This window comes from Mesorhizobium sp. M4B.F.Ca.ET.143.01.1.1, assembly GCF_004792275.1.
GTDB classification, from domain to species: Bacteria; Pseudomonadota; Alphaproteobacteria; order Rhizobiales; family Rhizobiaceae; genus Mesorhizobium; species Mesorhizobium abyssinicae.
The window spans coordinates 15,210-42,208 of the sequence record NZ_SRSR01000008.1 but is presented as its reverse complement, the minus strand read 5'-3'; the positions used below and the strand labels follow the sequence as shown (position 1 = coordinate 42,208).

Below are 26,999 nucleotides of genomic sequence, written 5' to 3'. Positions count from 1 at the left end.
CGAAGGACGCCGGCTCACCAGATCCAGTCGCCCTTGCCGAGCGCCGTTGCGGCCTCGACGATGCGGGTGAAGCTGGCGCGCGCCCGGCCGACCGTGTGCCGGGCCCTCAGGTAGCCGTGCACAAGTCCCGGTTCCTCGAACCAGTACGCATGTCCGCCGGCCGCGACGACGCGGTCGCGATAGGCCTCGCCGTCGGAGGACAGCGGGTCGCATTCGGCGGTGATCAGCACGGTCGGCGGCAGGTAGGCGAAGTCTGCATCGGCGAGCGGCGCCAGCGTGATGTCGCCGGTGCGGTCCTCGCCACCGGTGCGGATGTGCTTGTAGAATTCGAGGTCGCGCACGGTCAGCATCGGTGCTTCGGCATGCGTCACATAGGAGCCACGAGACCGGTCGCCGCCGAGGCCGGGATAGATCAGCAGCTGGCCGACCGGTTTTTTGGCATGGCCGCGCGTCGCATGGCTGACGGCGGCGCAAAGATTGCCGCCGGCGCTGTCGCCGCAAAGCAGGACGGGGCGTTCGTAAGCAGCGGCGGCCCATTCGAAGGCTGCCATGACATCGTCGAAGGCGGCCGGGTGCAGGTGCTCCGGCGCCAGCCGATAGTCGACGGAAACCACCTCGAAGCCGGTGCGGGCGCAGAGCTCGGCGCAGACATCGTCATGGCTGTCCAGCCCGCCGAGGATGAAGCCGCCGCCATGGACGTAGAGCACCATCGCCGCCGTCTGCGGTTTTGCGTTGCGATAGAGGCGGATCGGGATGTCTTGCGCAGGCGCCGGGATGGCTGTGGTCTCGACCGTCACGCCTTGCGGATAGCCGGCAAAGAACTCGCGGCACATGCGGTCATAGATCGCGCGCTGCTCTGCGATCGTGTAGTCGATCGTATCCGGCGGATAGTAGGAGTTGGTCTTCTCGATGAAGGCCCAGGTCTCGGCGTCGATGAGGGTTTTGTAGTTGGTCATGCAGGATGACCAACTTTCGGTGATGGCGCCCAGGCCCCCCTCTCTGTCCTGCCGGACATCTCCCCCTCAAAGGGGGAGATCAGATGTCGCGAAGGCTTTCGCCTATCTTCTACGCTGGAAGAAAAGCGTAGAGGCTGAAACTGCCGATCTCGCCGCTTGAGGGAGAGATGCCCGGCAGGGCAGAGGGGGGTGCCTCGCGCCATCATCTCCGCAGAGTCACTTCCCCTTCCACACCGGGTCGCGCTTCTCGGCGAAGGCCCGGAACCCTTCCATATTGTCTTCCGACCCATAGAGGATATCGACGGTCGGCAGTTGGCGGCGTGTCACCTTGTTCATTGCGTCCTGGAAGGTGAGCGCCTCGGCCACGCGCGCGGTCTCCTTGATCGCGGCGAAGACCAGCGGCGGGCCGCTGGCCAGCATCCGCGCGATCTCCCAGACGCGGTCCTCGAGCTTGTCCTTGGGCAGCACCTCGTTGACCAGGCCCCAGCGATGCGCTTCCGCGACATCCATCCAGCGGCCGGTGAGCAAAAGGTCCATCGCGACATGGTAGGGAATGCGTTTCGGCAGCTTGATCGTCGCAGCGTCGGCCAGCGTGCCGGCGCGGATCTCGGGCAACGCGAAGGAGGAATGGTCCGAGGCGTAGATCAGGTCGCAGGACAGCGCCAGTTCGAAGCCGCCGCCGACCGCCATGCCGTTGACGCAGGCGATGACCGGCTTGTTGAGGTCGCGCAATTCCTGCAGCCCGGCGAAGCCGCCGACGCCATAATCGCCGTCGACCGCGTCGCCGCCGGCGGCCGCCTTGAGGTCCCAGCCGGCGCAGAAGAACTTGTCGCCGGCGGTCTTGACGATGGCGACGCGCAATTCGGGATCGTCGCGGAACGCCTTGAACGTCTCGCCCATCAGCCGCGACGTCTTCAGGTCGATGGCGTTGGCCTTCGGCCGGTCGAGCGTGACCTCGAGGATCGCGCCCTCGCGGCGGGTCGAAATGACGTCAGACATTCTTCTTTTCTCCAAGCACCAGCAGCGCGTCGGCGATCCAGGCGCCCTTGCCTTCGGCGCAGACGATGAGCGGATTGATGTCGAGCTCCTCGATCTCGCCGGCATTCTGCTGCACGAAGCCGGCGATGCCGGCGATGGCGTCGATGGCAGCCTGAACATCGGCCTTGGGCCGGCCGCGATAGCCTTCGAGCAGCGGATAGAGCTTCAGTCCACGCAGGGCCGCTTCGATGTCGTCGCGGGTCGCCGGCAGCATCAAAGTGACGCTGTCTCGCAACAATTCGACCAGCACGCCGCCGGTGCCGAGCGTCATCACCGCGCCGAACATCGGGTCGCGGGTGAAGCCGACGATCAGCTCGGCGACGCCGTCGCGCACCATGCGCTCGACATAAAGGCCGGTGCCGAGCGGCAAGAGATCATGCGCGGCGGTGCTGACGGATTCGGCGTCCCGAAGGTTCAGCTGCACGGCGCCAACCTCCGATTTGTGGGTGACGCCCAAAGTCTTCAGGGCAACCGGGAAGCCGAGCGCCATGGACGAAATCACCGCCTCGACGGCATTGGCGGCGCGCTCGCCCTTCGGCACCGGCAGGCCGGCCTTGATCAGCCGCGCCTTGGCCTCGGCCTCGTCGGGCGTGACATGGCCGCCGCTGGCGACGCCGGAAGCAGACGTGTCGACCGGCTGCGCCTCGGGCTCGCGCCAGGCCCAGCCGATGAAGGCGGCGGCTTGCGCGGCATCCATGGCTTCCGAGATGCCGAACAGCGGCACCATGCCGCGCGCCATCAGCCCGGCGGTGTATTCCTCCGGCAGGTTCTCCGGCAGCGAGGAAACGATCGCGCCTTGCGCGCTGTTGGTCTTCAGCGCCGCCTCGAAGGCGCGCAGCGTCGTCCACCAGTCGGTGTCCGAACAGCGGTCGGGACGGGGGAAGTCGAGCACCAGCATGTTGAGGTCGAAGCCGCCCGACACCATGGCGGTGAAGGTCGCCGTCATCGCCGGCTCGTTGTTCCATATGAAGGTGTGGTAGTCGAGCGGATTGGCGACCGCGACTAGCGGCCCGAGCGTCGATTTGACATGGGCGCGGTGCTTGTCGGTTAGTGCAGGGAAATGCACCCAGCGCCCTTCGGCGCTGTCGGCCATCACCGAGGCCTCGCCGCCCGAGCAGCTCATCGAAGACAGCTTGTAGCCGGGCAGTGGCCCGGTGATGTGCAGGAGCTTCAGCGCCTCGATGAAGGCCGGAATGGAATCGACGCGGGCGATGCCGAGCCGCTTCAGGAACGCGCCCGAGGCGGCATCCGAGCCGGCGAGCGAGGCGGTGTGCGACACCGTCGCCTGCCGCGCCTGTTCCGAGCGGCCGACCTTCATGGCGATGATCGGCTTCTTCAGCTCGCGGGCCCTGGCCGCCAGCCGCTCGAAGCCGGCTACTGCGTCAAAAGCCTCGATGTGCAGGCCGAGCGATGTGACGCGCTCATCCTCGATCAGGCCGAGCGCCATTTCCGAGAGGCCGGTCTGCGCCTGATTGCCGGCGGTCATCAGGAACGCGATCGGCAGGCCGCGCTTCTGCATCGTCATGTTGATGGCGATGTTGGACGACTGGGTGATGATGGCGACGCCCTTGCCGCCGTCGGGCAGCCGGATGCCGCCATGCTGGTCGGGCCACAGAAGCGCGCCATCGGCATAGTTGATGAGGCCATAGCAGTTCGGACCGATGATCGGCATCTGGCCGGCGGCTGCGACGAGCTCGGCCTGCAGCCGTTCGCCGTCCTCGTCATAGGCCTCGGTCTCGAGGAAGCCGGCGGCGAAGCAGACGGCGCCGCCGGCGCCGCGCTCGGCCAGTTCCCTGATCACCTCGATGGTGAGATGGCGGTTGACGCCGACAAAGGCGGCGTCCGGCGCGCCGGGCAGGTCGGCGACGGAGCGGTAGGCCTTGCGCCCGGCGACCTCGTCCTTTGTCGGATGCACCGGCCAGATTTCGCCGGCAAAGCCCATCTTGATCGATTGCGCGACGACGGCGGCGGCCTGCGCGCCGCCGAACACGGCTATGGACTTCGGGCGCAGGAGACGTTCGAGTTTATGCATGGTCATCTTTTCGTTTGAGCATGATCTTCCCCCAAACCGGACCCCGGTTTGGGGCACATCATGCCCTAAGCCCCGAACGGACGCAGCAGCGCCCGCGAAATGATATGTCGCTGAATCTCCGAAGTGCCTTCCCAGATGCGCTCGACGCGGGCGTCGCGCCAGATGCGCTCCAGCGGCAGGTCGTCCATCAGCCCCATGCCGCCATGGATCTGGATCGCCTCGTCGGCGACGAAGGCCAGCATCTCCGTAGCCTTCAGCTTGGCCATGGCCATGTCCTGGTCGGTGACGGTGCCCTGATCGTACTTCCAGCCGGCTTCGAACACCATCAGGTCGGCGGCTTTCAATTCGGTCGCCATGTCGGCGAGCTTGAACGACACGCCCTGGAATTTGCCGATCTGCTGGCCGAACTGCTGGCGCTGCGCTGCATATTCGATGGCATGGCCGAGCGCGCGCTCGGCGCGGCCGAGGCAAGTGGCGCCGACCTGCAGGCGGGTGGCGCCCAGCCAGGAATTGGCGACCTCGAAACCCTTGTGGACCTCGCCAAGGACCTGGCTCGCCGGCAGCCGGCAATCGTCGAATTCGAGAATGGCGTTGGTGTAGCCACGATGCGAGACGTTGCGATAGCCGTCGCGCACCGTAAAACCCTTGGTGCCCTTGTCGACGAAGAAGGCGGTGATCTTCTTGCGTTTGCCGCGCGGCGAATCTTCTTCGCCGGAAGCCATGAAACAAATCGCAAAGTCGGCGATGTCGGCATGGCTGATGAAATGCTTGGTGCCGTTCAACACCCAGTCGTCGCCGTCCTGGACGGCGGTGGCCTTCATGCCGCGCAGGTCGGAGCCGGCGCCGGGCTCGGTCATTGCGAGGCAGTCCCATTTCTCGCCGCGGATGCAGGGGAAGAGGTATTTCTCGCGCTGCTCCGGCGTGCCGGCGAGCAGGATGTTGGACGGGCGCGCGACGCAGGTCCAGTGCAGCGCGTAGTTGGCGCGGCCGAGTTCCTTCTCGTAGAGCAGCCAGCTCACCGTATCGAGGCCCGCGCCGCCGACATCGGCCGGCATGTTGGCGGCGTAGAGGCCGGCTTCGATCGCCTTGGCCTTGATCTCGTCGACAAGCTCGCGGCGCAGCACGCCGGTGCGCTCCACCTCTCTCTCATGCGGGTAAAGTTCGTTCTCGACGAAGGCGCGCGTCGTCTCGACGATCAGTTTTTGTTCCTCGGAAAGACCGAAATCCATCGCCTCAGCCCTTCTTCTTGCTCTTCTTCGACTTTTCGGCCTTTGCCGGCTTCACGGCCTTCTTCACCGGCTTGGCAGCCTTGGCCTTCTCGGCCGCCTTGGAGACCGGCTTCTTTGCCGCCAGCTTGGCGAGCTGCCTGGTATAGTCCTTGTGCAGCGCGCCGGCGCCCCAGCCCTTGCCCTTGTTCTGCTTCGACAGCGCTTCCATGATGGCGACCAGATTGTCGTCGCGGATCTTTTCCAGCTCGCGGATCGACAGGCCATGCGCCTGCTCGTCCGACTGGGTGGCGATGAGGTCGACCAGCTCGTCGTTGAACTCCGGCACGTCCATCAGCTTGGTCCACGGCCATTTCAGGCAAGGGCCGAACTGCGCCATGAAGTGGCGCATGCCGGCCTCGCCGCCAGCGACGCGGTAGACCTGGAACATGCCCATCTGCGCCCAGCGCAAGCCGAAGGAATAGCGCATAATGTCGTCGAGCTCCTCGACGGTGCAGATGCCGTCCTTGACCAGCCACAGCGCCTCGCGCCAGGCGGCTTCGAGCAGGCGGTCGCCGACGAAGGCCTCGATCTCCTTGCGCACCACGACCGGTTTCATGCCGATCGAGGCATAGAGCTCCTTGGCAACCTCGATCGCCTCCGGGAAGGTCTGCTCGCCGCCGACGATCTCGACCAGCGGCAGGAGATAGACCGGGTTGAACGGATGGCCGACGACCAGCCGCTCCGGGTGCTTCTTCATCGCCACCTGCATGTCGGTCGGCTTGATGCCGGAGGTCGACGAACCGACGATGGCGTTGGCCGGCGCATGGGCGTCGATCTCGGCCAGCACCTTGTGCTTGAGGTCGAGCCGTTCCGGCACGCTTTCCTGGATGAAATCGGCGTCGGCGACCGCCTCGGCGATGGTCTTGGCGAAGGTGAGCCTGCCTTCCTTGGGCAGGCCGCCGGGCAGCATCTGCTTATAGGCGCGGCGGGCGCCCTTCATCACCTCGCCCACTTTGCGCGAAGCATCGGGATCCGGATCGAAAATCGACACATCGATGCCATTGAGCAGAAGCCGCGCCACCCAGCCGGCGCCGATGACGCCGCCGCCGATGGCGGCTGCCTTGTTGATGATGCTCATGCGGAAGCTCCGGTTCTGGTCTTGGCTGTTTCGGGATCGGTAAGCGGCACACGCTCGCCGGCGCGGATCACGGCCGGGTCGTAAGCCTTGCGAGCGAAGACCTCGAGCACGAAGGGCCGGAAGAATTCGATCGGCAGCGTGTCGTAATCGGGGTCGAAGCTCGACTGGTCCCAGCGCTCGCAGAACCGGTCGCAGTCGTCGAAGTAGGGATGGCCGGCGAAGCGGTCACGGGCGTCGCGGTTGCCGCCGAGATGATGCGCGTAATAGAGGCGCTGGAAATCGCCGTGCTTCTCCACCACCCAGGTGCACTGTTCGCGCACGAACGGCTTCAGGATCGCGGCCGCGTATTCGTCGTGATTGTAGGGCGCGTAGATATCGCCGATGTCGTGCAGCAGCGCGCAGGCGATCCAGTCAGTGTCGGCGCCGTCGCGCCAGGCCCGCGTCGCAGCCTGCAGCGAATGGCCGAGCCGGGTGATCTTGTAGCCGGAGAGGCCCTCGTCGAGCTGCACCAGCGCGTCGAGCAGCCGCTCGCCGGTTTTCGCAGCGTAGTCGACCTCATGGACGGTCAGGAATTCGTAGTCTTCCCTGTCGCCATCCTTCATCGCAGTGAATTTGACGGTAGCCATGGTCAGCTCCCGATGTGTTGCTTGAGCATGATCTTGCCCGAAAACCGGCTCCCACTTTTCGGGATCATGCTTATGCCCCGGCTGCGATCGGCGCCCGCTTGGTGAGGTTGAGCTTCTTGCGCACTTCCTCCGGCCCGAGGATCCTGGCGCCGAGATTGGTGACGATGCTCGCAGCACGCTCGACGAGCTGCGCATTGGTCGCCAGCACGCCCTTGTCCAGCCAGAGATTGTCCTCAAGGCCGACGCGGACATTGCCGCCGGCCAGCACCGCGGCGGCGGCATAGGCCATCTGGTTGCGGCCGATCGAGAAGGCCGACCAGTTCCAGGTCGACGGCACGTTGTTGACCATGGCCATGAAGGTGTTGAGGTCGTCGGGCGCGCCCCACGGCACGCCCATGCAGAGCTGCACCAGCGCGTCCGGCTTCAGCACCTGCTCCTCGACCAGCTGCTTGGCGAACCACAGATGGCCGGTGTCGAAGGCCTCGATCTCCGGCTTGACGCCGAGCGCCGTCATCATGCCGCCCATGGCGCGGAGCATGCCGGGGGTGTTGGTCATCACATAGTCTGCCTCGGCGAAGTTCATCGTGCCGCAATCCAGCGTGCAGATCTCCGGCAGGCACTGGCGCACATGCTCCATGCGGTTGGTGGCGCTGCCCATGTCGGTGCCCTTCTCGTTGAGCGGCAGCGGCGCCTCCGGCGAGCCGAACACCATGTCGCCGCCCATGCCGGCGGTGAGGTTGAGCACCACGTCGACATTGGCCTCGCGGATGCGCTCGGTCACCTCGCGGTAGAGATGGATGTCGCGCCTGGGCTTGCCGGTCTCGGGATCGCGGACATGGCAGTGGACGATCGCCGCACCCGCCTTGGCGGCGTCGATCGCCGAATCGGCAATCTGCTTGGGCGAGCGCGGCACATGCGGGCTGCGGTCCTGCGAGCCGCCGGACCCGGTCACGGCACAGGTAATGAAGACCTCACGGTTCATTGCGAGCGGCATTGGACTTCCTCCCAATCAAGACAGACCCAACAATGACCGACTTGCCGGAAACTGTTTTGCGCTTTACGAAGCTGACATGACTAAAAGCGAAAAGCCGACGATCTTTCGCGCCGAGCACGAAACGCTCAAGGTGACGTTCCTGGTGTTCTCCGGTTCGTCGATCATGTGCGTGGCCTCGGCCGTCGACCCGCTGCGCGCCGCCAACCGCATCTCCGGCGAGACGCTGTTCGACTTCAAGCTGGTTTCGGTGACGGGTGAGGCGCCGGTCACGACTTGTGGCCTGCCGGTGGCGGTCAGCGGCCGCTTCGATGCCGCGGAGCCGACCGATGTGTTGGTCGTCGTCGCCGGCTTCGGCACGCAGAATTATGCCACGTCGGCGCTGCTTGCGGGGTTGCGGAGGGCAGCACGTGCGGCCCGCGCTTGCGGCGGCGTCGAGGCCGGCACCTGGCTGGTGGCGCGGGCCGGCCTGCTTGAAGGGCGAAGCGCCACCACGCATTGGGAAGACATGGAGGATTTTTCCGCCGCCTTCCCGGGCGTCGACGTGCGTCCGGACCGGTATGTCATCGACGGGCCTGTCTTCACCTCCGGCGGCGCCTCGCCGACCTTCGATCTGATGCTGCATCTCGTGCGGACCAGGCTCGGCATGGCCGTGGCGCTCGATGTGGCGAGCGTGTTCATCTACGACCAGGCGCGCGCCGCGACTGATGCGCAGCCGCTGGTCTCGCTCGGAAGGCTCGACGGCTACGACCCAAGGCTGGCGCAGGCGATCCGGCTGATGGAATCGCATGTCGACCAACCGCTGACCATCGACGCCGTGGCCAAGCGCGCCGGAGTGACAGCGCGGACGCTGGAAAGCATCTTCCGCAAGTCGATCGGCGAGACGCCCGGCGCCTATTATCTGCGGCTGCGCCTCAGCGCCGCCCGGCGCCTGGTGGTCGACACGCGGATCGCCATGGCCGACATTGCCGGGCGCACGGGATTCTCCTCCGCTGCGGCATTCTCCAGGGCATTTTCGAGGGCTTTCGGCGAAGCGCCGGTGAGGCTCCGCCGGGGATAGACTACGCGGCGTTCTGCCGGGTGCTGGCGCTGTCGATCTCGGAGCGCATCTGTCTTGCAATATGGGTCTCGAAGCGGCTGGCGACCGCGCGATCCCATTCGGTCGCGCCGCGCGAACCGGCCTTGCCGTGCGGCAACGCCATCAGCCGGTCGATGATCGAGCCGGCCTCGCCAGATGAGAGCAGGGCGTCGATTTCGCGTTCGTGCTGCATATCGTTTCGCCTCCTTCTTCCTGATTCCCGCCACGAGCCGACACTATACGAAATCCGTGACGGCTGTTTGAAGGCAAGAGAGAGGCGATTGAGGGGCGGCGCGGGGCAAAACCTTGTCGTCGGTTTCTGCCCCGCGCAAAGCCGTTTTATCTTAGCAATTGCTTGAGTTAGAGCAATTCCAGGTTTTCCGTCCTGAATGCGCCAGAACAAATAGATAGGGCCGGCGCCGGCCCTCACACATAGCGGTTGACGATGTTCTCCAGCAGTTCCTGGCGGCCGGAGCGCGGCTGCGGCTCGATCTTCTTCTTGACCACGCGCTCGGCGATCTCTTCCAGCGTGCGCTTGCCCGACAGCATCGCCTTGCCCTCGGCCGTGCTCCAGCCGGCATAGCGCTCGGCCAGCGGGCCCGACAGCGCCTTGTCCTCGATCATTTTCGCCGCCGCCTTGAGGCCGCGCGCGCAGGCATCCATTCCGCCGATATGGCCGATCAGCAGGTCCTGCGGATCGAGCGACTGGCGCCGCAGCTTGGCGTCGAAATTGGTGCCTCCGGTCTTGAAGCCGCCGCCCTGCAGGACCTGGTAATAGGCGAGCGCCATTTCCGGCACGTTGTTGGGGAACTGGTCGGTGTCCCAGCCCGACTGGTAGTCGTTGCGGTTCATGTCGATCGAGCCGAAGACGCCGAGCGCATTGGCGAGCGCCAATTCATGCTCGAAGGAATGGCCGGCGAGGATGGCGTGGCCCTGCTCGATGTTGAGCTTCACTTCCTTCTCCAGCCCAAAGCGCTTGAGGAAGCCGTAGACGGTGGCGACGTCGTAATCGTACTGGTGCTTCGTCGGTTCCTGGGGCTTCGGCTCGATCAGGATGGTGCCCTTGAACCCGATCTTGTGCTTGTAGTCGACGACCAGGCTGAGGAAGCGCCCGGCCTGCTCCTGCTCGCGGCCAAGGTCGGTGTTGAGCAGCGTCTCGTAGCCCTCGCGGCCGCCCCACAGCACGTAGTTCTCGCCCTTCAGGCGCTTGGTGACGTCGATGCAGCTTTTCACCGTCGCCGCCGCATAGGCGAAGACATCCGGATCGGGATTGGTGGCGGCGCCCGACATGAAGCGGCGGTGCGAGAACAGGTTCGCCGTGCCCCACAGCAGCTTGACGCCGGTCTTCTTCATCTTGGCGGCAAAATAGTCGGCGATCTCGTCGAGGCGCGCGGCGCTCTCGGAAAAGTCCTTGCCCTCGGGCCGGACGTCGGCGTCGTGGAAGCAGAAATAGGGCGCGCCGAGCAGCGAGAACATCTCGAAGGCGACATCGGCCTTGAGCTTCGCCAGCTCCATCGTGTCGATGCCGCCCGGCTTGGCGAACCAGGGACGATCGAAGGTCTGGCCGCCGAACGGGTCGCCGCCGGGCCAGGCGAAGGAATGCCAATAGGCGACGGCAAAGCGCAGATGGTCTTCCAGCCGCTTGCCGGCGACCACCTCGTCCGGATTGTAGAACCGGTAGGCCAGCGGATTGGTCGAATCCGGCCCCTCGTACTTGATCGTCTGGATGTCGCCGAAAAATCCGCTGCCCATGATTCTTTCCTCTCGCAAGTTTCTGTCCGCCATTACCTCAGGCGTAATTGGTTTCATGTTGGCGCTGGCCGAAAAGGGTCATGTCGAAACGATCCAACGAAGGATGAAGACCATGACCGACCTCAACACGATCGCCCGGAACTACATCACCGCCTGGAACGAGAGCGATGCGGGCCGCCGCAAGGCCCTGCTCGAAGCGGCCTTCACCAGCGACGTCAGCTACCGCGATCCGATCATGCAGGGCGACGGCCACGCAGGCATTGCCGCGCTGATCGACGGCGTGCAGCAGCGCTTCGCCGGGTTCCGCTTCTCGCTGAAGGGCCAGCCGGACGGATTTGCCGATCAGATCCGCTTCTCGTGGAATCTCGGTCCTGAAGGCACGGAGCCCGTTATCGAAGGCACCGACATCGGCGTCATCGAGAACGGCCGCCTGAAGAGCGTCACCGGCTTCCTCGACAAGGTGCCGGCGCAGTGAGACTAGTCGGGTAGGAGAGGCGCGAGGCCCCCCTCTCTGCCCTGCCGGGCATCTCCCCCTCAAGGGGGGAGATCGGCTGTCGCGCCGGCCTTCGCCAATTTCCAGCGTTGCAGAAATGTGCGAAGCGCCTGAACTGCCGATCTCCCCCCTTGAGGGGGAGATGCCCGGCAGGGCAGAGAGGGGGGCCTCGCGCATACTCACGCGGTTGCCGCCCTGATCGCCGGGTAAAGCGCCCTGTATCGCTGATAGGCGTCGGCGAAAGCCCCGCCAAGCCCGCCGTCCGGATCGATCGTGGCGTCGGTCGCCGGCGCGGTGCACACGGCGAGCGGATCGGCGCCGGTCGCGGCGACCAGGCCGAGCCGGGCGGCGCCGAAGGCGGCGCCGAAGTCGCCGTCGGCAGGGATGTCGACCGGCACCTGCAACGCGGTGGCGATCGCCTTCAGCCAGTAGCGCGAGCGCGAGCCGCCGCCGATCGCGGTCACCCGGGTCAGTATCGTGCCGGCCGTTTTCAACGCTTCGAGACTGTCGCGGAAGGCAAAGGCGACGCCTTCCAGAACGGCCTGCGTCAGCACGGCGCGGTCGGATTCGTGTGCCAGGCCGGTGAACGATCCGCGAATGGCGGAATCATTGTGCGGCGTGCGCTCGCCCGAGAGATAGGGCAGGAAGGAAACGCCGGTCGGCGCCTTGAGCGTATCGCCGAGCTCGGCGGTCAATTCGCCGGCGCTTCTGCCGGTGATCTCCGACAGCCAGTTGAGCGAATCGGTGGCCGACAGGATAACGCCCATCTGGTGCCAGGTGTCGGGCAGCGCATGGCAGAAGGTGTGCACCGCGCTTGCCGGATTGGGCAGGTAGGCGGCGTTGGCGGCGAACAGCACGCCAGAGGTGCCGAGCGACACAAAGGCGTGGCCGGCGCCGACCGTGCCCATGCCGCAGGCCGAGGCCGCATTGTCGCCGGCGCCGCCGGCGATCGGAATGCCTGCCGCAACGCCCCATTTGGCGGCAAGCTCAGCGCGCAGGGCGCCGGCCTTCGCCGTGCCCTCGACCAGCGACGGCATGTGCTTCTCGTCGAGTGAGGTGGCTGCCAGCAGATCAGCGGACCAGCGCCGCCTGCCGACGTCGAGCCAGGAGGTGCCGGCGGAGTCGGACATTTCCGAAATGTGCTCGCCCGTCAGCCAGAGCCGCAGGAAATCCTTGGGCAGCAGCACCTTCGCCACGTTGGCGAAGATCCTAGGCTCGTTGTTCTTCACCCAGGCAAGCTTCGGCGCGGTGAAGCCCGGAAAGACGATGTTGCCGGTGAGCTTGCGGAAGCGCGGATCGGCGTCGAGCGCGGCGGCCTCGACATGGCTGCGCGTGTCGTTCCAAAGGATGCAGGGGCGCAGCACCTTGTCGCCGGCATCGAGCAGAGTGGCGCCATGCATCTGGCCGGACAGGCCGATGCCCTTGACCGCCGCGAGTTCCTTCGGATGGGCGGCCTTGAGCTCGGCAATCGCTGTTTCGCAGGCCGCGATCCAGTGCGCGGGATCCTGCTCGGACCATCCGGGATGCGGCCGCGAGACATCGAGCGAGCCGTGGCCGGAGCCGATGACGGTCTGCCCGGCATCGATCAAAAGCGCCTTGACGCCCGACGTGCCCAGATCGAGGCCGAGATACATGATGTCCTCCCAATGCCATTAATTTTTTCGGATCTCGAAAAAATCTGGCTTGGCCAGTTCTTATGCCAAGATCCGCTTCCGGTCAATTCTCGGACAAATCGGCGGCGCGGCGCGAAAACAGCGCCGACAGCGGACTATCCGGCCGCGCAAAGGCGCGTTCGCCCGTCAGCGCCCGCGCCAGCGGTCCATCGCCGGCGCGCAAGGCGGCCTCGATCAGCGTCAGGTCGATGACGTCGCGCTGCGCATGGCTGCCGCCGAAGCGGTTCGCGATCGACCGTATGGGGCGGATCAGGCGCGCCGCCTCGGCGTAGTTTGCTTCGCCGAATGCCTTGATCGCCAGCGTCAGCGGATGGCCGACATCGCGGGTGAAAGCCGCATTGTCGTCGTTGCCGCGCATCGCCTCGCGCTGCGCGTCGAGCAGGCCCTCCGCCCGCGCCTCCTGGCCGGCGCCGACGAAGGCCATCATTGCGTGGGCGTCGTTGAAGGCATAGTTGCCGCCGCCGGCCTTGTGCCAGTTGTCGGCCAGAGCCGTCCAGCGCCCGCCGACATCGACGCCGCCGAGACGCAGCCGCCACAGGATTGCCGAGGCATCGACCATGTTGAGCGCCATCGTCGAGGACTCGCCATAGATCGGGCCGTCATAGAGCGCCAGCACCTCATCGACCTCACCGAGGTCGTAGTGGAACAGCGACAGGTGCCACCAATTGTGCACCTTGAGGAAGCTTTCCCTGGTCCAGGCGTCAGGATTGGCGCGCATCCAGGCGATGCCGTCCTTTTGCCGGCTCTGCATCTCCATGACATGGGCGACGGCATGCTGCGCCCAGCCGTCGCGCGGCTCGATCTCGACAGCCGCGCGCCCAAGCCGTTCGGCGCGCGCATAGTAGCCCATTTCCTCCAGCCCGAAGGCCTGCATGCCGAGGACCGCATGATAGCCGGGCATGTCGCTTCGCCAGGCCGGCAGCGCGCGGCCGATGCGGTCGCGCAGCATGCGGGCGTTGCCGGTGAAGAAATCGATCTGATGCCCGGTCAGCAGCGCCACGAGATCGAGCGGATGGTCGATGGCGACATCCTCGAGGATGCGGGAGGCCTCGTGCCAGCGCCCCCAGGCGAGATGGCCGAGGGCCGCGACATGCGCCTGCTCGCGCGCCGTGGCGGCGAGCGGCAAGGCCGCCTCGTGGCATGCCTTGGCCACGAGCGTCGCCTCGCGCTCGGTGGCAAGCGCGAAGAGGTAGCCCTTGAACACATGCGCCATGACGAAGCCGGGATCCTCGGCGATCGCGCGATCGGCGGAGCCGACCGGATCGCCGATGAAGCACTGAAGCTCACGCACAGCCCGACCATAGTCCGTCAATCCGGCTTCCGTCGCGCCGGACAAGGTCAGCCCGAAAGCGTCCCTGACTGCCATGGCTAGCCCTCCATCAGATGCCGGAACTGGCCCATCCTAGGTCAATAGCGGCTGGCACGCCAACCTCAGGTCGCGCATGTCGACGAGGCCAAGGCAGGCGAATTTCGCCCGCTTCAATTGCCCGAGCGCATCGCCATGGTGGCAATGCCGGCGCCGACCAGGAGCGTGCCGCCAGTGCGGTTGAAGATGCGAATCGCCTTCGGGTTGCGCACGACGTTGCGCGCCCGCGCCGCGATCAGCGCGTAGCCGAAGGCATTGGCGAAGGCGAGCGCCAGGAAGGTCGTCTCGAAGATCAGCATCTGCGGCCAGAACTCGGCATGCCGGTCGAGGAACTGCGGCAGGAAGGCGACGAAGAAGGTGATGCTCTTCGGGTTGAGCGCGGTGACCAGCCAGGCATGCGCCATCATCTTGGCCGCGGACACCGCGTCGGTGCGCGGCTCGGCTTTCAGCGCCCCGCCGGCGCGGAACAGTTTGACGCCCAGATAGATCAGATAGCAGGCGCCGATCACCTTGAGCCCAGTGAACACGGTGGCCGATGCCGCCAGCAGCGCGCCGATGCCGAGCATCGACAGCGTCATGGCGGTGAAGTCGCCGAGCGCGACGCCGACCGCCATCGGCAGCGCGGTGCGCCAGCCCTGGCCGAGCGCATAGGAGACGACCAGAAGGATCGTCGGACCCGGGATGACGAGAAGGATGGTGGAGGCGGCGGCGAAGGCGGCCCAGTTCTCGAAGGACATTTCCTCACTCCTTGAGCACAAAGAAAAGGATAAATCCTCGGGTCGGCCGGAATGTAAAGAGGCATCTTCGAAATGTTTGGGCGGCTGGTTCAGCCCTGCCGGCGCGGCGACAGCCCTTAGGACCAAAGTCGGGTCCTTCACGCTTTTTCAACCATGATTGATGAAAATGCCTGTTATCCCGGCCGGACCGTGCTTCCCGCCGACAGCGTAGGGTCTGGTGCATGCGCGAGTTGCCGCAAAATCTGACGCCGCCGAACGGCGACGCAATCGAAACCGAAATTCAGCTTTCCCGCCGCGCCATGCTTTCCGGCGCCGGCGCCATGGCACTCATCGGCATGGCCGGCTGCAGCACCCAGACGCTCGAACTGCCGCAATTGCAGCTCGACGACGTCACCACCGGCTCGGTGCGGCCCATCCGCCCCGCCATCAGCGTCGACAAGAACATCACCGGTCCCGACGTCATGTACGCGTCGCTGAGCGATGGCGGCTTCGAGGTGCCGGCGGTGCCCTATCTGAAGGTCAAGCCGGAGTTCCGCCGCCAGATCGTTGTAGACACGACCGGCGAGGCGCCCGGCACCATCGTCGTCCACCTCCAGGAGCGCATGCTCTACCTCGTGCAGCCCGGCGGCGAAGCCATCCGCTACGGCGTCGGTATCGGCAAGGACGGCTTCCGCTGGTCGGGCCGCGCCAACATCCAGTACGGCAAGGATTGGCCGGTCTGGACGCCGCCGCCGGAGATGATCCAGCGCAAGCCGGAACTGGTGAAATGGCAGGGCGGCCAGCCCGGCGGCCTCACCAACCCGCTAGGGGCGCGAGCGCTCTACATCTTCCAGAACGGCAAGGACACCGGCTACCGCATCCACGGCTCGCCGGAATGGTGGAGCATCGGCCAGGCGATGTCGTCGGGCTGCGTGCGCCTGATCAACCAGGACATCATCGACCTCTACAGCCGCGTGTCGAAGAAGAACCCGGTGGTCGTGGTCTGATCCCCGGCCGCTGCCGGCGGCCGTTTCGGCGACTTGTCCCAGTGCGGTCTTTTCTCCCGTTGCGTCATCCCGCAAGACAGGCGAAGGTGCCTCAAAACCATCGCCCGGGAGAGAAGCAAGCATGGCCGGAACTTTCGTCATCGCGCAGGGCGGCGGCCCGACCGCCGTCATCAACCAGACGGTCGTCGGCGCCGCGCTGGAGATCCGCAAGCGCCATCCCGGGGCCAGGGTGCTCGGCTCAATCCACGGCGTGCGCGGCATCCGCGACGGCAACTATGCCGACCTCTCCGCCATCCCGGAAGAGCAGCTCAGGCTGATCGCGGCAACGCCGAGTGCTGCGCTCGGCTCGACCCGCGACAAGCCCGACGCCGCCTATTGCGAGGTGATCCTCAACGGGCTGAAGAAGATCGGCGCCGACGCCTTCATCTATATCGGCGGCAATGACACGTCGGGCACGCAGCAGATCCTGACCGACGCCGCCGGCGGCTCGATCGCCTTCGTGCACGCGCCGAAGACCATCGACAACGACCTCGAGGAGAACGACCACACGCCGGGCTTCATCTCGGCGGCCGAGTTCGTCGCCGGCGCCTTCCTCTCGGTCGATCTCGACTTCCGCGCTTTGCCCGGCATCTATGTCGGCATCGTCATGGGCCGGCACGCCGGCTTCCTGACCGCGGCCGCCGCCGCCTGGCAGCTCGATCCGGACAGCGGCCCGCATCTGGTCTACGTGCCGGAGCGCGCCTTCTCGGCGAAGCGCTTCATCGACGACGTGCGGGCCACGCTCGACCGCCACAAGCGCTGCATCGTTGCCGTCTCCGAAGGCGTCAGCACCGCCGACGGCAAGGCGCTGGTCGAGAGCCTGGTGCCGCCAGAGAAGCTCGAACGGGACCAGCACGGCAACGTCAAGCTGTCGGGCAGCGACCTGACGGCCGCGTTGGAGCGCGCGCTGGCCGAAGGCCTGCCGGGCAAGCGGGCGCGGGTCGACGCGCTGGGCTACATGCCGCGCGGCTACATCGGCGCGATCAATGCCGTCGACGCCAAAGAGGCCTTCGATGCCGGCGCCTTCGCCGTCGAGGTCGCCGGGCAGGGCGGCGGCTCGGTGGCGCTGCAGTATGACGGTTCCAAAACCGTGCTGAAAAAGGTGCCGCTGAAGAATGTCGCAGGCAAGACGCGCCACATGCCCGACGACTTCATGCAGCCCGACGCCAACAAGCTCTCGGATGCCGGCATGGCCTACCTCAAGCGGCTGGTGCCGGAGAAATACAAGGTCGGGAAGCCCTTCGTCTGATGGGCGACCTGGTAATCGGCGACTGGTTCGGCAAGGCCATCGTCGACGCCAGGACAACGATGCTGACCGAGCCGTTCGTGCATGATTTCGTGCGCGCCAACATCTGGCATCTCAAGGGCCGCGATGCCGACCTTCTGGTCGACACCGGCATGGGCATCCAGCCGCTGGCGGCCGAGATCGACACGCCAGCCGGCAAGCCGCTGATCGTCGTCGCCACGCATATCCATCTCGACCATGTCGGCTCGCTGCATGAGTTCCCGCTGCGGGCCGGGCCGAAGATGAGCGCGGCGCAGTTCGAGAGCATGGATGAGGCCGTCACCTATGCCTACATGTTCCACAATCTCGACGGCGCCGTTTCCAAATTGCCGGCGCCCGACTGGAAGGCGGCCGATTATCGGATTCCACCGGCGCCGCTGACGCGCGCGCTCGACGAGGACGACATCGTCGATCTCGGCGACCGGCAGTTCCGCGTCCTGCATCTGCCGGGACATTCGCCCGATTCGATCGCGCTGTTCGACGAGGCCGACGGGTTGTTGTTTGCCGGCGATGCCATCTATGACGGCATGCTGATCGACGATTTGCCGGATTCCGATCGCGCCGCCTATTGCCGCACCATGCGGCGCCTGCTCGACCTGCCGATCCGCATCGGCCATGGCGGTCATGGACCGAGCTTCGACGGCGCGCGGATGCGCGAGATCGCCTCGGCCTATCTGCGCCGCAGAGGCGCTGCGTGAGGTCTCCCTGATATTAAATCTTCGTAAGGTCGCGCCAAAACCCTAATTCGGGCCGATCCACGCCCTAGATGGAGGCGGTCGATCCGGCCGGCTGCCATGCATGGCGAGACAGGCAGTGCCGGTCGCCGACACGCCGACGGGCGCCTCGCTCGAGCCGCTCGCGGCGAGGGATCAACTCTCGCCCGGACAGAAACGACCATGTCACCCCAGAGCATAATTCGTAGACATCGCGTCGCGGCCCTGCTGGGCGCTGCGCTGATCATCTCCCCCTTCGTCGTGTCCTTCGCCCAAAGCGCGAGCGGCATCGGCGCGAGCAACACCGTCGCCACGACCCAGACCCCGGTTGCCGGAATCACGGCGCCCAACGGCTCGTTCGCGCCGATCGTGGCCGCCGACAAGCCGGCGGTGGTGACCGTCACCACCGTCATGAAGGCGCAGCCGGAGACGATGAGCGAGGACCAGCCCTTCGAGGGCGGCTCGCCCTTCGACGACTATTTCCGCCAGTTCTTCGGCGACCAGGGCGTGCCGACGCCCAAGACGCCGCCGCAGCAGTCACAGCGCGCCGAGGCGCTGGGGTCGGGCTTCATCGTCGGCGCCGACGGCACCATCGTCACCAACAACCATGTCATCGACGGCGCCACGTCGATCAAGGTGATACTGGATGACGGCACCGAGCTTCCCGCCAAGCTGGTCGGCCGCGACGCCAAGAACGACCTCGCCGTGCTCAAGGTCAAGGCCGCCAAGCCGCTGCCGACGGTCAAATGGGGCGATTCCGACAAGCTCATGCCGGGTGACCAGATCCTCGCCTTCGGCAACCCGTTCGGCATCGGCACCACGGTCACCGCCGGCATCGTCTCGGCGCGCGGCCGCGACCTCAACAGCGGTCCGTTCGACGATTTCATCCAGATCGACGCGCCGATCAACCACGGCAATTCCGGCGGCCCGCTGGTCGATGTCGGCGGCAATGTCGTCGGCATCAACACCGCCATCTTTTCGCCCAATGGCGGCAGCGTCGGCGTCGGCTTCGCCATTCCGTCCGACCAGGCGCAGAAGGTGGTCGCCAAGCTGATGAAGGGCGGCGACATCGAGTACGGCTATCTCGGCGTGCAGATCCAGCCGGTGACGCAGGACGTGGCGAGCGCCATGGGCCTCGACCATCCGGGCGGCGCGCTGGTCGCCGCGGTCACCGAAGGGTCGCCCGCGGCCAAGGCCGGCATTGCGACCGGCGACGTCATCACCGGCTTTGCCGGCGAGGCGATCAAGGATCCGAAGGACCTGTCGCGTGCCGTCGCCGACGTCTCGCCCGGCGCCAAGGAAACGCTCGATGTCTGGCGCAACGGCAAGACCGTGCAGATTTCCGCCGATGTCGGCCGCAATGCGGAAGACACCCAGACCGCAGCCAATGACAAGGGTGGCAAGCCGTCGGCCGGCGAAGGCCTGCGCGTGCCGTCGCTCGGCCTTGGCCTCACCGATATCACGCCCGATGTACGCGAGGAGTTGAACCTGGCCGACAATCAGCGCGGCGCTTTGGTCGAGCGCGTCAATCCGGACAAGGCGGCTTCGGCCGCCGGCCTCGAGCCGGGCGATGTCATCGTCGCCGTCGACCGGACGCCGGTGAAGAGCGCCAGGCAGGCGAACCAGGCGATCGCCGAGGCAGGCAAGTCCGGCCGCAAGTCGGTGCTGCTGCTCGTCGACCGCGGCGACGCGCAGATCTTCGTCGCCGTGCCCTTCGCCGCAGGCTGAGGCCTGGGGCCGGCGACAGGCCAGACACAGGGCCTGCCGCCGGCATTTTTCTGTTGCCCGCCGCGACATCTTCGAGAACATTGCGCTCGGCCGGCAGGCGGCCGACGCAAAGGGATGTGCTGATGGTCACCCGTGGTTTCGGTTCCGGACGGCGTCCCCCCACGGACCATGACGCGCGCGTCCCGCCGGGCCAGTATCTCGAGCAGGGCTTCCCGGTGCTGTCGGCCGGGCCGACGCCGCATGTGCGCACCGAGGACTGGTCGTTCACCCTCAAGCACGGCCCTCGCCCGATCAAGAAATGGAACTGGACCGAGTTCAACGCGCTGCCGCTGACCAGGATGACGCGGGACATCCATTGCGTGACCGCCTGGACCAAGTTCGACACCGCCTGGCAAGGCGTGCTGGTCGACGACATCCTCGCCGATGCCGGCATCGCGCCGCCGACCGCCTACACGCTGGCGCTGTCGTTCGACGGCTACACCACCAATGTGCCGGCCAAGGATCTGCTCGACGGCAAGGCGATGGTGGCGCTGCTCTACGAGGGCAAGCCGATCACGCCGGACCATGGCGGACCGGCGCGGCTCCTGGTGCCGCATCTCTATTTCTGGAAGTCGGCGAAATGGCTGAACGGGCTGCAGTTCACCGAGCGCGACGAGCCGGGCTTCTGGGAATTGCGCGGCTACCATATCTATGGCGACCCGTGGCGCGAGCAGCGCTATTCGGGCGATCCATGAGCGAGGCATCGGCCGCGCAATCGCCCTGGCAGACGGCGAAGATCATTCGCATCGAGAAACGCACGCCGCGTGTCACGAGCTTCTTCTTCAGGCTGTCTCGGCCTTTCGTCCACCAGGCCGGACAGCATGTCGACGTCAGGCTGACGGCGCCGGACGGCTATCAGGCGCGCCGCTCCTACTCCATCGCCTCGGCGCCGGAGAGCGGCGGGACTGTCGAGCTGGCGATCGAGAGGCTCGAGGATGGCGAGGTGTCGCCCTTCTTCCACGAGGTGGCGGCGGTCGGCGACGAGATCGAATTGCGCGGGCCGCTCGGCGGCCATTTCATCTGGTCGGCCAGCGATGGCGGGCCGATCCTTTTGGTCGGCGGCGGCTCCGGCGTGGTGCCGCTGATGGCGATGGTGCGCCACCGCGCCCTGCAGAAATCGGCCGCGCCGGCGGCGCTGGTGTTTTCGGCGCGGGTCTGGGACGAGGTGATCTTCCGCGACGAGCTGATCCGCCTCGACGACCGGCGCGACGGTTTCGACCTTGTGCTGACGCTGACGCGCGAGCCGGCCCAGCGGCCGTCGGACTATTCCCGGCGCGTCGACGCGGCGATGATGGTGCAGGCCATGGAGCGGTTGCCCAAGGCGCCGACGCTCGCCTTCGTCTGCGGTTCGAATGCCTTCGTCTCGGCCGCCGCCCAGGCGCTGATCGATGCCGACATGCCGGCCGACCTCATCCGCACCGAGCGCTACGGGGTGTGAGAGCCCGGTGCCTCAGTCGGCGGGGGAGAATTTTGCCGAAATGAGCTGGAAGGGCAGCGCGCCATAGGTGGCGACGGCCTGCTCGTTGTCCCAGACGCGGAACTGTCGCGACGGTCGCGCCTCGAGGACCAGACCCTGCCCCGTCTGGTCGAGCTTCACCTTGCCGCGAAAGCGCAAGGTCCGTTCGCCACCGGCGCGGCTGATCGCCATCGAGCGCAACCGCGCGACATGACGGTCGGCCGCATTGATCTCCATTTCGATACGCCGCCGCACCGGCGGCACGGCAATCCGCACGACGACGTCCAGCATCATTTCCCGCGCGGCGCCCGGCGGACCGGCTATGCCCTGCGAAAGCACGAAGGGAGCGGCCTGGGTGGTTTTTCCTGCTGCCGCGGCTTTGCCGCGCCAGACGACGTCGGGCTCGGCCTGCCGCAGTCTTCCCTTCTTGCGCTGCAGCCGAAGCTGCTTGGCAAATCCGCGCGACAGCCAGGTCAGCCCGCCGAAGTCGGTGCGCGGCTTGGCCTGCAGGACGGACGACCAGCGCGACATACCGCGGCGGTCGGCCATCTCCATGACCCGTGCCAGCACTTCGTCCGGCACCGCAATGCCGATCTCCAGCGCGAGATAGGACAGCGCCACCGCGGCGGCGACCGCCAGGCCGCGCCTGGCGGCAATGTCGAGGAACACGTCCCAGTCGACGTCGGCGCCTTCGATGGCCACCGCGCAGTCGACCAGCCAGTCGCTGTGGGTGTGGGCGTCGAGGCCGCCATGCGCGATGGCGAGCGCGATGCGGTCGGCGGGCGACGGCACAAGTACGGCGACGCCGCTGAACTCGGCCGGGACTGCCCGCCGCCAGATCGCGAGGTCGTCCTCGGCGCTCTGCTGCGAGCCGTCATAGGCGAGCTGGTGCAGGTCGATGTCGCCGTAATTGCCCTTGTAGAAATTCATCGAGCGCAGCGATGCAAGCCTGGTCCTGAGATATTGCGGGCTGACGCCAGTGGCGATCTGCCAGTCGCGGCCGCGCAGCACGTCGAAGGCAGTTTCCATGTCCTGCGAACGCACCAGTATGTCGATGTCGTGCGCGACGCGGCCACGCTGCGCCGAGACGTTGACGGCGATGCGGCTGGCGCCCTTGATCAGCATGACCGCGCAACCGGTATCGGCCATCGCCTTCAGCACCGGCTCCGCCTCGCGCATCGCCATGCGCGACTTGGTCCACAGCATCTTCTGCAGGCCGACGAGCCGCGGATAGGCGGCGTGGCCGGCGAGCCTGCGGCCGAACCGGTCGGAGATCGCCGCGAGCAGCCGATGCTCCCTGAACGAGACATGGTCGATGTCGTTGTCGTCGAGCCAGGCTGCCGCGCGATCGCGGGCGGCGTTCTCGTCGTGAAGCAGAGCCGCCTTGAGCAGCTGGTCGAGCCCGCCTGTGGGCCAGGACCAGCCATAGTCGGGAAAGCGGCGGCCGATGGCGCGGATCCTGGCCATCAGCCGGAGCCCTGCCTGTTTTGCGCCCGGCGCAGCATCTCCGCCCGCACCACCTCCAGATAGCCGCGATCGCGCGCGGCATCGCGCCCATAGGACAGGCTGCCCGGCCTGATACGCCTGAGCGCCAGCACCTCATCCAGCATGTCGAGGGCGAAGCCCGCTTCGCGCACCCGGGCGATCCAGTCGATCATCTCGCCGCGGCCGCCCGGCGGGTCGACGATCGGTCCGACGGCGTCTGCGACCGAACGACGGATCACCATCGTCGTGCGCGACCAGCCAGGCGTCGCGGGCGGGTCGGGCAGATCGGGCTGGTCATGACGGAAATTGCGCTGATGGGTGAAGACGCCCGCAGTTTGCGGAGACCGTTCGAGATAGGCGAGCTGCGCCTCGATCTTGGTCGGCAGCCACAGATCGTCGGCGTCGAGCGTGGCGACAAACGGCGTCGACAGCGCCGCGATGCCTCGGGTGGTTGCGCTGCCTGGCCCGGCATTGTCCTGCCGCAACAGCTTGACCGGAAGATCGGCGCCGACGATCGCGGAAGCGAGGTCATCGGTCGACCCGTCGTCGACGATCACGACCAGTTCCGCCCGAACGGTCTGCGCCGCCACCGATCGCAGCGTCTCGGCTATTGTGGTGCTGGCATTGAAGGCCGGAATGACGACGCCATATCCGCTCATCACATGAACCGCCAGTCGGTCAGCTTGTCGAGTTCGAAGATGCCCTCGATCGGCCGCAGCGACGGGTTGGCCCTGCGCCGCTTCATCGATTTGTAGATGGCGCGCAGGAACTCGCGCGACTGGACATCTTCCTGCTTGGTCATGTTGCCGGGATGCCGGCGGTAATAGAGCGCCACCGTTTCGGGGAGCACATATCGGGGGCCGATCTCGAAGCCGCGAAGCAGATAGTCCGTGTCTTCGGCCTGGGCGAACTCCTCGTCGAACCAGCCAATGCGCTCGACCAGGCGGCGCGAGAAGATCGCCGAGGACAGGTGGATGCCGCGGACGGTGATGCGGTAGCTGTCCGCGGCCGGCTCCAACCGCTCGTCATCGATGTTGTCGACCAGCATCATTCTCGAATAGCTGAGCTCAAGGCCGGGATCTTTCCGGAACAGCTCGACATCGGCCTCGAAACGCCCGGCCGGCGAGATGTCGTCGGAATCGAGGAAAGAAACCAGCTCCGTGTCCGGCTTGAGCAGCCTGAGCCCGGCGTTGCGGGCCCGGGTCACGCCCGCGTTCTGTTGCTGGAACAAGCGGATGCAGGGGCTCTCGCCAATCATCGAGCGCACGGCGTCGGCTGAACCGTCGGTCGAGCCGTCGTCGATGACGATGATGTCGAGATCGGCGGCGTCGCGTTGCCTGAGCAGCGAACGCAATGCCGGGACGACATAGCGCTCGCGGTTGTAGACGGGCATGATCACGCTCAGTTTCACGAAGCGCCCCGCGCGAGGAAATCCGCAATGGTGCCGGCGATCTCGCCGGGATCAGTGCCCAGGGACAGACGGTAGCACGGCAGCAGTCGCGTAAGATCGCTGAAGAAGCGAAAGCCGCTTTCCCGCTCGCCCGGCATCTGCGCGATCCCCGACGGCGCCAGCGCAATCATGGCGTCCCTGCGCGACATCGGCATGATCGAGCTTGTCCCGCCAGCGCCGATATGTGGCACCATCAGCGCAACGATGTCCAGCGTGCCGGGGATCGGCCTGGAGGCGATATCCCCTATGCGGAAAACATGCTTGCCTTGCCAGTTGAGCGGCCTGTCGCTGCCCAGTCGGTCTTTCAGTCCGAGCCGGGCAAATCCCTTCGGGTCCTGCTTGAGCACCGAAAATAGCGGCCGGGCTGTCACCCTGCACGAAAGATCGACCAGCACATAGTCGTCGCCGACACTGTCGAGCCCGTTGAGCAGTCCGGCTACGACCGTACCTGATTTTCCGGCGCCGCCGGCGCCGGCGAGCAGCACGCCGCTGCCGTCGACACCGAGCGTGCCGGCATGGGCGAGCCGCATGCCGCGCGCGCCGTATTCCCAGTGCAGGAAGGCGCGCAGCGGCGAACCTGTCTCCCACGGCGGAAAGGCATCTGCCGCGCGCATCAACTGCACGCCGACGCGCCGCTGCGGATCGTAGACCTGCCAGAAATCGAGATCGTGAAAGTAATGGCCGCGCAAACCGGTGCCGGCGAGACGCTGCGCGAAACCGTGTTCGGTGAAATGCGCGTCCCCCCATCGTGCCGGCTCAGGCATGCCGCCAATGCCGGGATGGCCAACGAAAATGCGGCAAGCGGGCAATCCCGGCTGATCGTTCCCGGTCTCGACAAAGGCATGGCCAAGCGCGTCGGCCAGCGCGCCGGGCTCGAGATGCACGGTCAGTTCAAGGGCGGGCAGGCGGACTGTCCGCGTGACCGGAAAGAGCGCCGCGTCTTCGGCGGCCGCGATGAGATAGTGGGCGTAGTCCGGCAGTGTCTCAAGGGTCACACGCGGCATGGTCTATCCCGGCTCGGCCGACGTGCTGCCGATCTCTCAGGATGCCTGCTTGACCGCCGGCCAGCCGAGAGGCTCCTCGACCTCGTGGATCGGGTCGACGATGATGAGGTCGGCGAGATCGTCGTGGACGCTCACATTGAGCGGCTCCTTTGCCGCCGCAAGTTCGGCAGCCAGTTCGTCCGGCAGCGGCTGCGCCGTGCCATCGGAAGGCACCAGCAGCCCGAGCTCGACCAATTGAGCAATGAAGGCGTCAAGCCCGGTCGCGCCGGTCGCCGCTGCGCCGGCTATCGATCCGGCCAGCGCCTGCGCACCGACGCCCGAAGACAGCGCCTGCCAGACCCGGCTGCCCGAATCGGAGAAGCCGAAATATTTCCCGCTCGCCAGATCAAGCACGACAGCTTCGCCGTCGAAGGATTCGAAAACGATATCCTTGCTCGCGACTGCGTAGACATTGGCTTGTGGCATTGGTCCCTGCCCCACTTCATGGCTCGCGCAAGCAACCGCCTTTGCGCGGCCGCTCTCCCCGAGGAAGGCCTGTAAACACTCGGTTCTGGCTTGGCAAGACGACGGACACGGCAGGCCGCTTGCCATTTTTGGGGTCGACGTGGCGGAATCAGGCCTCGATTTCCAGCCGCGTCAGCGGCCTCGAGCAGCAGGCAAGGATGAAGCCGTCGTCGATCTCGTGATCGAGAATGCCGCCATTGTGGCTCATCGCGACCTCGCCAGAGACTTTCCTGACCTTGCAGGTGCCGCAGAGGCCGAACTCGCAGGCGGCGGGGATCCTGACGCCCGAGGCGCGCGCCGTCTGCAGCACGGTCTGTCCGGCAAGGCATTCGGCGTCGACGTCGGAAAGCGAGAAGCGCACCGGCGTCGCGGCCTCGATAGGGGTCTCGACGCCGCCGTCGCCCGGCAGCGCAAACGGCGCCGGCACTTCCTCCACCGCCGGCGCGGCAAAGCTTTCCTGGTGATACCTGGCCATGTCGAAGCCCGCCGCCTCCAACATCTGCCGCACCGCGCGCATGAACGGGTCGGGGCCGCAGCAGAATATCTCGCGCTCGCGGAAGTCGGGAGCGAGCAGCGGCAGGCGAATGGCGTCGATGCGGCCCATATGACCGAACCAGCCCTCGCGGCTGGAGCGTTCCTCGATCATGAAGCCGAGCGACAGGCCGGGCATGCGGCTGCCCAGCAATTCAAGCTCCTTGCGAAAAATGATCTCTTCCGCCCTGCGCGCGCAGTTGACGAAACCGACATCGGTCCAGGGCGCGCAGTCGTTCAGCCAGCGCAGCATCGACATCATCGGCGTTACGCCGGAGCCGGCCGAGATGAACAGGTACTTGGCCGCCGGATGGCTGTGCAGCGAGAAATCGCCGGCCGGGCCGTAGGCCTTCACATGGGCGCCGGGCTTGAGATTGTCGAACATCCAGCGCGTGCCGATGCTGCCGGCCTGCGCCTTCACCGTCACCGCGATCGAGAACGGCCGCGACGGCGATGAGGACAGCGTGTAGGTGCGCATCAGCGGACCGTCGGCGACCGGCAGTTCCAGCGTCACGAACTGGCCGGGCTTGTAGCGGAACCAGGTCTGGTTGTCGGAGCGGAAGGTGAAGGTCTTGACGTCCGGCGCCTCGTCGCTGACGCCGATCACCTCCAGCACCTGCAGCCGGTCGTTCCAAGGCGCCATCTCGTCGAGATGGCGATAGAGGGCGAGATCCGTCATCGCGTTCATCCC

General features: G+C 66.3%; 26 protein-coding genes. 8 read left to right on the top strand and 18 right to left on the bottom strand.

The window, feature by feature from the left end; genetic code table 11:
* Window positions 1–14 precede the first annotated feature (14 nt).
* The 7 genes from EN786_RS20595 to EN786_RS20560 form a co-directional block, all read right to left on the bottom strand.
* Window positions 15–956, bottom strand: coding sequence for an alpha/beta hydrolase (locus EN786_RS20595; RefSeq protein ID WP_127283447.1), 942 nt, complete (start codon window positions 954–956; stop codon window positions 15–17).
* Between the two features lie 216 nt (window positions 957–1,172).
* Entirely contained in the window at window positions 1,173–1,955 is a 783-nt protein-coding gene (locus tag EN786_RS20585) for a carnitinyl-CoA dehydratase (RefSeq protein WP_127283448.1), read from the bottom strand.
* Entirely contained in the window at window positions 1,948–4,026 is a 2,079-nt protein-coding gene (locus EN786_RS20580) for an acetate--CoA ligase family protein (protein WP_127283449.1), read from the bottom strand. Before EN786_RS20580 ends, EN786_RS20585 begins: the two co-directional genes overlap by 8 nt.
* Window positions 4,027–4,091: 65 nt before the next feature.
* Window positions 4,092–5,255 carry an acyl-CoA dehydrogenase gene (locus EN786_RS20575; protein ID WP_127283450.1) on the bottom strand — a complete coding sequence of 388 codons (1,164 nt, stop codon included), beginning with the start codon at window positions 5,253–5,255 and terminating at the stop codon, window positions 4,092–4,094.
* A gap of 4 nt (window positions 5,256–5,259) precedes the next feature.
* A complete protein-coding gene (locus EN786_RS20570; protein ID WP_127283451.1) occupies window positions 5,260–6,372 on the bottom strand; it encodes a carnitine 3-dehydrogenase in 1,113 nt (370 codons plus the stop codon).
* Complete coding sequence (locus EN786_RS20565) at window positions 6,369–6,998, bottom strand: HD domain-containing protein (RefSeq protein WP_127283452.1); 630 nt, start codon at window positions 6,996–6,998, stop codon at window positions 6,369–6,371. Before EN786_RS20565 ends, EN786_RS20570 begins: the two co-directional genes overlap by 4 nt.
* Window positions 6,999–7,068: 70 nt before the next feature.
* A complete protein-coding gene (locus EN786_RS20560; RefSeq protein ID WP_127283453.1) occupies window positions 7,069–7,992 on the bottom strand; it encodes a 3-keto-5-aminohexanoate cleavage protein in 924 nt (307 codons plus the stop codon).
* A gap of 76 nt (window positions 7,993–8,068) precedes the next feature.
* Between EN786_RS20560 and EN786_RS20555 the strand changes: the two genes are divergently transcribed.
* Complete coding sequence (locus tag EN786_RS20555; RefSeq protein WP_127283454.1) at window positions 8,069–9,049, top strand: GlxA family transcriptional regulator; 981 nt, start codon at window positions 8,069–8,071, stop codon at window positions 9,047–9,049.
* 1 nt (window position 9,050) lies between these two features.
* Here the strand turns inward: EN786_RS20555 and EN786_RS20550 are convergent, their stop codons facing one another.
* Together EN786_RS20550 and xylA are read right to left on the bottom strand one after the other, a co-directional pair.
* Window positions 9,051–9,260: a hypothetical protein gene (locus EN786_RS20550; protein WP_127283455.1), complete on the bottom strand. Its 210-nt coding sequence runs from the start codon at window positions 9,258–9,260 to the stop codon at window positions 9,051–9,053.
* Between the two features lie 233 nt (window positions 9,261–9,493).
* The gene (gene xylA, locus EN786_RS20545) at window positions 9,494–10,819 is read right to left on the bottom strand and encodes a xylose isomerase (RefSeq protein ID WP_127283456.1); all 1,326 of its coding nucleotides are present in this window, start codon (window positions 10,817–10,819) and stop codon (window positions 9,494–9,496) included.
* 112 nt (window positions 10,820–10,931) lie between these two features.
* Between xylA and EN786_RS20540 the strand changes: the two genes are divergently transcribed.
* Window positions 10,932–11,294, top strand: a complete 363-nt coding sequence (locus EN786_RS20540) for a nuclear transport factor 2 family protein (RefSeq protein ID WP_127283457.1) — start codon at window positions 10,932–10,934, stop codon at window positions 11,292–11,294.
* Window positions 11,295–11,491: 197 nt separating this feature from the next.
* Here the strand turns inward: EN786_RS20540 and xylB are convergent, their stop codons facing one another.
* From xylB to EN786_RS20520, 3 genes are all read right to left on the bottom strand, one after another.
* Window positions 11,492–12,946 (bottom strand): xylulokinase, encoded by a 1,455-nt coding sequence (gene xylB / locus EN786_RS20530; protein WP_127311065.1) that lies wholly within the window; start codon window positions 12,944–12,946, stop codon window positions 11,492–11,494.
* Window positions 12,947–13,028: 82 nt separating this feature from the next.
* Window positions 13,029–14,351, bottom strand: coding sequence for a tetratricopeptide repeat protein (locus EN786_RS20525; RefSeq protein WP_135908782.1), 1,323 nt, complete (start codon window positions 14,349–14,351; stop codon window positions 13,029–13,031).
* Between the two features lie 113 nt (window positions 14,352–14,464).
* A complete protein-coding gene (locus EN786_RS20520) occupies window positions 14,465–15,088 on the bottom strand; it encodes a LysE family translocator (RefSeq protein WP_135908780.1) in 624 nt (207 codons plus the stop codon).
* Between the two features lie 299 nt (window positions 15,089–15,387).
* Here EN786_RS20520 and EN786_RS20515 point away from each other — a divergent pair, with 299 nt between their 5' ends.
* The 6 genes from EN786_RS20515 to EN786_RS20490 all read left to right on the top strand — a co-directional run bounded on the left by EN786_RS20515 (window position 15,388) and on the right by EN786_RS20490 (window position 21,316).
* Complete coding sequence (locus EN786_RS20515) at window positions 15,388–16,074, top strand: L,D-transpeptidase (protein WP_189340686.1); 687 nt, start codon at window positions 15,388–15,390, stop codon at window positions 16,072–16,074.
* Window positions 16,075–16,195: 121 nt separating this feature from the next.
* Window positions 16,196–17,362 (top strand): diphosphate--fructose-6-phosphate 1-phosphotransferase, encoded by a 1,167-nt coding sequence (locus tag EN786_RS20510; RefSeq protein WP_127311847.1) that lies wholly within the window; start codon window positions 16,196–16,198, stop codon window positions 17,360–17,362.
* Window positions 17,362–18,096 carry an MBL fold metallo-hydrolase gene (locus tag EN786_RS20505; RefSeq protein ID WP_189340684.1) on the top strand — a complete coding sequence of 245 codons (735 nt, stop codon included), beginning with the start codon at window positions 17,362–17,364 and terminating at the stop codon, window positions 18,094–18,096. Before EN786_RS20510 ends, EN786_RS20505 begins: the two co-directional genes overlap by 1 nt.
* A 198-nt stretch (window positions 18,097–18,294) precedes the next feature.
* The gene (locus tag EN786_RS20500) at window positions 18,295–19,839 is read left to right on the top strand and encodes a DegQ family serine endoprotease (RefSeq protein WP_135908778.1); all 1,545 of its coding nucleotides are present in this window, start codon (window positions 18,295–18,297) and stop codon (window positions 19,837–19,839) included.
* Between the two features lie 122 nt (window positions 19,840–19,961).
* A complete protein-coding gene (locus EN786_RS20495) occupies window positions 19,962–20,573 on the top strand; it encodes a sulfite oxidase-like oxidoreductase (protein ID WP_127311812.1) in 612 nt (203 codons plus the stop codon).
* Window positions 20,570–21,316, top strand: a complete 747-nt coding sequence (locus EN786_RS20490; RefSeq protein ID WP_127311811.1) for a ferredoxin reductase — start codon at window positions 20,570–20,572, stop codon at window positions 21,314–21,316. The genes EN786_RS20495 and EN786_RS20490 overlap by 4 nt, the downstream gene beginning before the upstream one ends.
* Before the next feature lie 12 nt (window positions 21,317–21,328).
* On the opposite strand, the gene EN786_RS20485 is transcribed toward EN786_RS20490, so the two are convergent.
* The 6 genes from EN786_RS20485 to EN786_RS20460 form a co-directional block, all read right to left on the bottom strand.
* Complete coding sequence (locus tag EN786_RS20485; RefSeq protein ID WP_189340678.1) at window positions 21,329–22,801, bottom strand: nucleotidyltransferase family protein; 1,473 nt, start codon at window positions 22,799–22,801, stop codon at window positions 21,329–21,331.
* Entirely contained in the window at window positions 22,801–23,478 is a 678-nt protein-coding gene (locus EN786_RS20480) for a glycosyltransferase family A protein (RefSeq protein WP_135908776.1), read from the bottom strand. The genes EN786_RS20485 and EN786_RS20480 overlap by 1 nt, the downstream gene beginning before the upstream one ends.
* On the bottom strand, window positions 23,478–24,230 hold the full coding sequence (locus tag EN786_RS20475; protein WP_127312007.1) for a glycosyltransferase family A protein: 753 nt from the start codon (window positions 24,228–24,230) through the stop codon (window positions 23,478–23,480). Before EN786_RS20475 ends, EN786_RS20480 begins: the two co-directional genes overlap by 1 nt.
* Window positions 24,227–25,273: a serine kinase gene (locus EN786_RS20470; RefSeq protein WP_127312008.1), complete on the bottom strand. Its 1,047-nt coding sequence runs from the start codon at window positions 25,271–25,273 to the stop codon at window positions 24,227–24,229. The genes EN786_RS20475 and EN786_RS20470 overlap by 4 nt, the downstream gene beginning before the upstream one ends.
* 36 nt (window positions 25,274–25,309) lie before the next feature.
* Entirely contained in the window at window positions 25,310–25,738 is a 429-nt protein-coding gene (locus EN786_RS20465) for a PqqD family peptide modification chaperone (RefSeq protein WP_127312009.1), read from the bottom strand.
* Between the two features lie 148 nt (window positions 25,739–25,886).
* The gene (locus EN786_RS20460; RefSeq protein ID WP_135908774.1) at window positions 25,887–26,987 is read right to left on the bottom strand and encodes a hybrid-cluster NAD(P)-dependent oxidoreductase; all 1,101 of its coding nucleotides are present in this window, start codon (window positions 26,985–26,987) and stop codon (window positions 25,887–25,889) included.
* Window positions 26,988–26,999 lie beyond the last annotated feature (12 nt).

Excerpts from the sequence above, each read along its gene's own strand:
- EN786_RS20515 (WP_189340686.1), top strand. The coding sequence starts at position 15,388 with ATGCTTTCCGGCGCCGGCGCCATGGCACTCATCGGCATGGCCGGCTGC.
- EN786_RS20490 (WP_127311811.1), top strand. The coding sequence starts at position 20,570 with ATGAGCGAGGCATCGGCCGCGCAATCGCCCTGGCAGACGGCGAAGATC.
- EN786_RS20580 (WP_127283449.1), bottom strand. The coding sequence starts at position 4,026 with ATGCATAAACTCGAACGTCTCCTGCGCCCGAAGTCCATAGCCGTGTTC.
- EN786_RS20465 (WP_127312009.1), bottom strand. The coding sequence starts at position 25,738 with ATGCCACAAGCCAATGTCTACGCAGTCGCGAGCAAGGATATCGTTTTC.
- EN786_RS20480 (WP_135908776.1), bottom strand. The coding sequence starts at position 23,478 with ATGAGCGGATATGGCGTCGTCATTCCGGCCTTCAATGCCAGCACCACA.
- EN786_RS20565 (WP_127283452.1), bottom strand. The coding sequence starts at position 6,998 with ATGGCTACCGTCAAATTCACTGCGATGAAGGATGGCGACAGGGAAGAC.
- EN786_RS20525 (WP_135908782.1), bottom strand. The coding sequence starts at position 14,351 with ATGGCAGTCAGGGACGCTTTCGGGCTGACCTTGTCCGGCGCGACGGAA.
- EN786_RS20575 (WP_127283450.1), bottom strand. The coding sequence starts at position 5,255 with ATGGATTTCGGTCTTTCCGAGGAACAAAAACTGATCGTCGAGACGACG.
- xylA (WP_127283456.1), bottom strand. The coding sequence starts at position 10,819 with ATGGGCAGCGGATTTTTCGGCGACATCCAGACGATCAAGTACGAGGGG.
- EN786_RS20570 (WP_127283451.1), bottom strand. The coding sequence starts at position 6,372 with ATGAGCATCATCAACAAGGCAGCCGCCATCGGCGGCGGCGTCATCGGC.
- EN786_RS20555 (WP_127283454.1), top strand. The coding sequence starts at position 8,069 with ATGACTAAAAGCGAAAAGCCGACGATCTTTCGCGCCGAGCACGAAACG.
- xylB (WP_127311065.1), bottom strand. The coding sequence starts at position 12,946 with ATGTATCTCGGCCTCGATCTGGGCACGTCGGGCGTCAAGGCGCTTTTG.
- EN786_RS20505 (WP_189340684.1), top strand. The coding sequence starts at position 17,362 with ATGGGCGACCTGGTAATCGGCGACTGGTTCGGCAAGGCCATCGTCGAC.
- EN786_RS20460 (WP_135908774.1), bottom strand. The coding sequence starts at position 26,987 with ATGACGGATCTCGCCCTCTATCGCCATCTCGACGAGATGGCGCCTTGG.
- EN786_RS20495 (WP_127311812.1), top strand. The coding sequence starts at position 19,962 with ATGGTCACCCGTGGTTTCGGTTCCGGACGGCGTCCCCCCACGGACCAT.
- EN786_RS20485 (WP_189340678.1), bottom strand. The coding sequence starts at position 22,801 with ATGGCCAGGATCCGCGCCATCGGCCGCCGCTTTCCCGACTATGGCTGG.
- EN786_RS20585 (WP_127283448.1), bottom strand. The coding sequence starts at position 1,955 with ATGTCTGACGTCATTTCGACCCGCCGCGAGGGCGCGATCCTCGAGGTC.
- EN786_RS20560 (WP_127283453.1), bottom strand. The coding sequence starts at position 7,992 with ATGCCGCTCGCAATGAACCGTGAGGTCTTCATTACCTGTGCCGTGACC.
- EN786_RS20595 (WP_127283447.1), bottom strand. The coding sequence starts at position 956 with ATGACCAACTACAAAACCCTCATCGACGCCGAGACCTGGGCCTTCATC.
- EN786_RS20520 (WP_135908780.1), bottom strand. The coding sequence starts at position 15,088 with ATGTCCTTCGAGAACTGGGCCGCCTTCGCCGCCGCCTCCACCATCCTT.
- EN786_RS20550 (WP_127283455.1), bottom strand. The coding sequence starts at position 9,260 with ATGCAGCACGAACGCGAAATCGACGCCCTGCTCTCATCTGGCGAGGCC.
- EN786_RS20470 (WP_127312008.1), bottom strand. The coding sequence starts at position 25,273 with ATGCCGCGTGTGACCCTTGAGACACTGCCGGACTACGCCCACTATCTC.
- EN786_RS20510 (WP_127311847.1), top strand. The coding sequence starts at position 16,196 with ATGGCCGGAACTTTCGTCATCGCGCAGGGCGGCGGCCCGACCGCCGTC.
- EN786_RS20500 (WP_135908778.1), top strand. The coding sequence starts at position 18,295 with ATGTCACCCCAGAGCATAATTCGTAGACATCGCGTCGCGGCCCTGCTG.
- EN786_RS20540 (WP_127283457.1), top strand. The coding sequence starts at position 10,932 with ATGACCGACCTCAACACGATCGCCCGGAACTACATCACCGCCTGGAAC.